This window comes from Arsenophonus sp. ENCA, assembly GCF_002287155.1.
GTDB classification, from domain to species: domain Bacteria; phylum Pseudomonadota; class Gammaproteobacteria; order Enterobacterales; family Enterobacteriaceae; genus Arsenophonus; species Arsenophonus nilaparvatae.
Genome location: NZ_NHNG01000679.1, coordinates 1 through 4,573, shown reverse-complemented (window position 1 = coordinate 4,573; position 4,573 = coordinate 1). Strand labels below are relative to the sequence as shown.

Here is a 4,573-nt window from a genome sequence, read left to right as displayed (position 1 = left end):
ATCGAGAAGTTAAACAAAATTGTGGTATTGAACGCTGTCAGGCTCGCACGAGCCGAGCGCAAAGAAATCATATTTTTCTCGCTATTTCTGCGTGGTTTGAACAACATAAACGTCGTATATCTGAAAAAATAACCCTTTATCAACAAAATTGGGACGTAATCAAAAATGCTATTGCTGAGCACATCCGTGTTTTATTAGCGTACCCAAATTAGTTTTGTGCGAAACTCGTGTATTATTTTTTATAAATATTGAAATATAATCCTACAGATAAGCATTTGGAATTAGATATAATGCGAAATATAAGTCATACATAATATTGAAATAATAACAATTACTGTCACTAACTATTATCATATTAAAAAGAAAATTGTTACTAAATAGACAGAATAAACAACATTTAAATTTGACATCCGCTGAAACATAGAAAAATATTTAGCTTAAAAAATTGGGAATAAATAATTAAAAATCATTATATCGGTAAATAATTCAAATTTTAACGATGCAATTAATATCTGACAGAACAGAAAATAGTATATTAAATCTGCATAAATAATCGGCCTGCTGTTATCCTCTCGCAAATATATTTCAACACTGAGTGTTTAGCTATATGGCATGAATGAATACAAATAACCCCTCATGGATGGGGTTATTTATGGTTAAAAAAGGATCGATACATACAGCGCGGTAAAAATAAATCCTTTATTTTATTCTATTAGCCATTACTAATTCGTGTTATGTCCTGTAGCTGAAATAAAATTATGCCAGTTTGATAACGACCATCCCGGTAATCAATAAAATAATACCGCCCCAACCTTTATAATTTAGCCGTTGATTAAACAAAATCCAACCAGCGGCAACTGTGGCTACAACACCAAAAGCTCCCCAAAGTGCGTAAGCGATCGAAAGCTCAATACCTTTTACCGCTACAGCTAATGCACTAAAAGCACCTAAAACGGCAATTAAAGATAATACACCTATCCACAGTCGCTTAAATCCATTTGATAATTTTAAAAAAATATTAGCCACTATTTCTAAAATAACGGCCAGAAATAGAAAGGCACCATGCCACCATTGATATTCCGCTAACATATTATGCCTCCTTAACAACTTTAGTCATTTTATTGAATGGCCTTTTTGGTGTAATTTTTTTTCCCTGTTTTATCGAATGTAGTGTGCTAGTTTTTTTAGTACCCGATTTTATTAGCGCTATACCCACAATAAGTAATGCCAATCCAATAAGTTTCATTGGTGGTAATGATTCATTAAATAACAAAACACTAAATGCTGTTATAAAAATTACCCCAATACCTTCCCAGAGAGCATAAGCTACTCCAAGAGCAACTTTTTTTACTGCCATTGCCAATAATATATAAGATGAAGCAATCATAAAATACATTACCAATAAGCCAGTCATATCACCGCTGACGCTAGAATACTTCATTGATAAAGTACCAATGACCTCTGTGACAATCGCTGATGCTAAAAATATCCAATAAATCATTATATTATCCTGTTATTGGCAATCATCAAAGCTATAGATAAATACCTAAATTGGTAATAACTAAGTGATGATTTAAATTAAAAGCCCATTTACGGTAAAACCGATTAGCAACAGGAGACGCTACAAGGCACCGCACCAGTGATGTTCACTAGAAATAATAGATATTTTTGATAAGAAAAGATGATAGCTACTACGTTGATTTTTGACGCTTTTGGCGCTAGACATGATATTTTATTCATGCATCACACGGCCAATCCTTACAATCCGTATGATATACTATGAATCCTCATTATTGATAGAACAAATACAAAGCTATTTATATCATAACCATTGTATTTACTCAAATAATTATAATAAATTCCAGCTAAAATGCAAAAAAGCTACCAAAATAAGGGTAATAAACCTAAACATATTACCCTATTACGTAGACAAAAACTATTCGAACTCATTCCATGAACGACCATCTTTGGCGATCATCGCATCAGATGCCTCAGGTCCCCATGTACCCGCCTGATAAAGTTTAGGTGGCTGATGATCCCTTGCCCAAGCGTCCATAATAGAATCCACCCATTTCCAAGCTTCTTCTACTTCATCCCGACGGACAAACAGAGCTTGAATGCTACGCATAGCTTCTAATAATAAACGTTCATATGCATCAGCCAAATGGATTTGATTAAATGTTTCAGAAAAACTCAGATCTAATTTTGTCGTCTGTAAATGATGTTTATGCTCAAGGCCCGGCGCTTTGTTTAGAATTTCAATATCAATTCCTTCATCAGGTTGTAATCGAATAGTTAATTTATTTTGTGGTAAATCCTGATAAGAATCAGAAAAAATATTTAACGCCAGTTTTTTAAAATAAACCACCACTTCAGAGCATTTTGCCGCTAATCGTTTGCCGGTTCTTAAATAAAATGGCACGCCAGCCCAACGCCAATCATCAATGTCAACTCGAATTGCCACAAAAGTTTCCTTTTTACTGGATTTATTAGCCCCTTCTTCCGCAAGATAGCCAGCCACTTTTTTGCCTTGAATAGAACCTGATGTATATTGACCTCGGACGGTTTTTTCACGTACATTACGATAATCAATCCGACGTAATGAGCGCAATACTTTAACTTTCTCATCTCGTATGCGATCTGCAGTTAAATCCGCAGGCGGTGACATGGCAATCATAGTCAAGATCTGTAATAAATGATTTTGCACCATATCACGCATCTGCCCAGCTTGATCAAAGTAACCCCAGCGTCCTTCGATACCAACCTCTTCAGCAACTGTGATCTGTACATGATCAATCGTTCGATAATCCCAATTATTAATAAATAAAGAGTTGGCGAAACGTAAAGCTAATAAATTGAGTACTGTTTCTTTACCTAAATAGTGATCAATACGATAAATTTGGCTCTCTTCAAAATACCTAGCAACCTCATTATTTATATCTTGAGAAGAGGCAAGATCACTGCCTAATGGTTTTTCCATAACAACCCGGTTGGGCTTCTTATTGAGGCTAGCATGGCCTAGGCCATGGCAAACCGCACCAAAAGTCGTTGGTGGCATAGCAAAATAATATATAGCGGGTTTACTATCACCCTCAAGATATTTTGCTAGTGAATTAAATTTGTCCAGATCCTGAACATCTAAATTAAAAAAATCAAGGCGCTTACTTAATTTTTGCCATAAACTGGGCTCGATTTCCTCATTTAGGAAAGTCTCTAACGCATCTTTAGTTTCTTTTATATAGGCGGCAGCATCCCATTCAGCCCGACCAATCCCTATAATACGCGTATCAGGATGGATATAGCCCGTTTTTTCCAATTGATAAAGGGAAGGCAATAATTTGCGGCGAGCCAAATCTCCTTTTGCGCCGAAAATAATTAAATTACATGCCTGAACAGCTTTATTAATTGCCATGATATGGGATTCTCCTTAAGTACCAATTCTGTAGTGCTATGATAGCTTCAATAGAGAAAATAAATGTACCTTTTTGACTCGACCAGGTAAATAAAGCCACGATATTTTATTTTGCTCAAAAAATAATTCGCAACAAATTTGATTAGTTATATATAATTTTTAATTCTTCATATTTATTAAACTAAAATGCAAAGTAAATTAGACGCCCGTCATATTTTTAATAAAAATTCAGTTAATAACTTCCTTTTTTTCATTACTGACCAAACAACGCGTAGTATATTTTGACTTAAGTAACAAGATTCCCCCTTTGGCAATATTAATAAAACGGGTAGCTTTTCAGTATGAACACATTAGAACAAATAAATAATAACTTTGAGTATTTCAGTAAATCAGAAAAGAAAGTTGCCAATTCAATCCTTGAAAGCCTGCAAAAAGCGATTCACCTTTGTATTGCAAGCCTAGCTAAATTGGCTAATGTGAGCGAACACCCTGTAAATCGTTTTTGCCGTAGAATAGATACCAAGGGTTTTCCTGATTTTTAATTACGATTAGCACAAAGCCTCGTCAATGGAGCATCCTATGTTAATCGTTTGGTTGATCAAAATGATACTGTCAGTTGCCATACGCAAAAAGTTTTTGATTCTGCCATCGCGCAATAAAGATAACCTAAATACCACAAACATTAATCGTGCTATCGATCTATTAACCCAACCTATGAGTAAATTTTTTCGTTTTTATATCCCAGTGCTCTATTTCGTTGATGTCATGCTGCAACACATATATTGTATTAACTATCGCTATGGTAACGTTTTGATTTGCATTTTGCCTACCGGGCGCACTCAAAACTTGGTTGAACAAGCTAAAGTTGCTAAAGCCAATGATGCTATAATCATTACTATCACTACCGCTAATTCCTCTCTGGCACAAATCGCTTCCTTATCTATCGCGATTACTGTACCTGAATATACCAATATTTACCTGCCGATGGTATCACGCCTAGCACAATTAACATTAGGGCACCTCGAAAAACCTAAGCCGAGTTTGATTTTGCTGATAAAGTTATCGGAAGCTGGTCTACTGAGCTAACCACCATGAAGAAACGCAGCGCCATTAAGAATGACCTCTTTGCAAACCAGTATCACCAACAGACGATCGACAAGT

The 4,573-nt window shown here is 35.3% G+C and carries 5 protein-coding genes and 1 pseudogene; 3 read left to right on the top strand and 3 right to left on the bottom strand.

What is annotated here, in order from left to right:
* Positions 1 to 212, top strand: a pseudogene (locus tag CBG25_RS17875) (hypothetical protein); the annotation flags it as partial.
* 544 nt (positions 213 to 756) lie between these two features.
* Here CBG25_RS17875 and mdtI read toward each other — a convergent pair.
* The 3 genes from mdtI to zwf form a co-directional block, all read right to left on the bottom strand.
* Positions 757 to 1,089 carry a multidrug/spermidine efflux SMR transporter subunit MdtI gene (mdtI, locus tag CBG25_RS17870; protein ID WP_063655586.1) on the bottom strand — a complete coding sequence of 111 codons (333 nt, stop codon included), beginning with the start codon at positions 1,087 to 1,089 and terminating at the stop codon, positions 757 to 759.
* Position 1,090: 1 nt separating this feature from the next.
* The gene (gene mdtJ / locus CBG25_RS17865) at positions 1,091 to 1,501 is read right to left on the bottom strand and encodes a multidrug/spermidine efflux SMR transporter subunit MdtJ (protein ID WP_290608348.1); all 411 of its coding nucleotides are present in this window, start codon (positions 1,499 to 1,501) and stop codon (positions 1,091 to 1,093) included.
* A 435-nt stretch (positions 1,502 to 1,936) separates the two neighbouring features.
* A complete protein-coding gene (zwf, locus tag CBG25_RS17860; protein WP_290608346.1) occupies positions 1,937 to 3,412 on the bottom strand; it encodes a glucose-6-phosphate dehydrogenase in 1,476 nt (491 codons plus the stop codon).
* A 341-nt stretch (positions 3,413 to 3,753) separates the two neighbouring features.
* On the opposite strand from zwf, the gene CBG25_RS17855 reads away from it, so the two are divergent.
* Both CBG25_RS17855 and CBG25_RS17850 read left to right on the top strand, forming a co-directional pair.
* The gene (locus CBG25_RS17855; RefSeq protein ID WP_290608344.1) at positions 3,754 to 3,954 is read left to right on the top strand and encodes a hypothetical protein; all 201 of its coding nucleotides are present in this window, start codon (positions 3,754 to 3,756) and stop codon (positions 3,952 to 3,954) included.
* 37 nt (positions 3,955 to 3,991) lie between these two features.
* On the top strand, positions 3,992 to 4,498 hold the full coding sequence (locus tag CBG25_RS17850; protein ID WP_290608342.1) for an SIS domain-containing protein: 507 nt from the start codon (positions 3,992 to 3,994) through the stop codon (positions 4,496 to 4,498).
* Positions 4,499 to 4,573: the final 75 nt, after the last annotated feature.

What these genes read in the sequence shown, in the direction of transcription:
- mdtJ (WP_290608348.1), bottom strand. Translation starts at nt 1,501, where the DNA reads ATGATTTATTGGATATTTTTAGCATCAGCGATTGTCACAGAGGTCATT.
- CBG25_RS17850 (WP_290608342.1), top strand. Translation starts at nt 3,992, where the DNA reads ATGTTAATCGTTTGGTTGATCAAAATGATACTGTCAGTTGCCATACGC.
- zwf (WP_290608346.1), bottom strand. Translation starts at nt 3,412, where the DNA reads ATGGCAATTAATAAAGCTGTTCAGGCATGTAATTTAATTATTTTCGGC.
- CBG25_RS17855 (WP_290608344.1), top strand. Translation starts at nt 3,754, where the DNA reads ATGAACACATTAGAACAAATAAATAATAACTTTGAGTATTTCAGTAAA.
- mdtI (WP_063655586.1), bottom strand. Translation starts at nt 1,089, where the DNA reads ATGTTAGCGGAATATCAATGGTGGCATGGTGCCTTTCTATTTCTGGCC.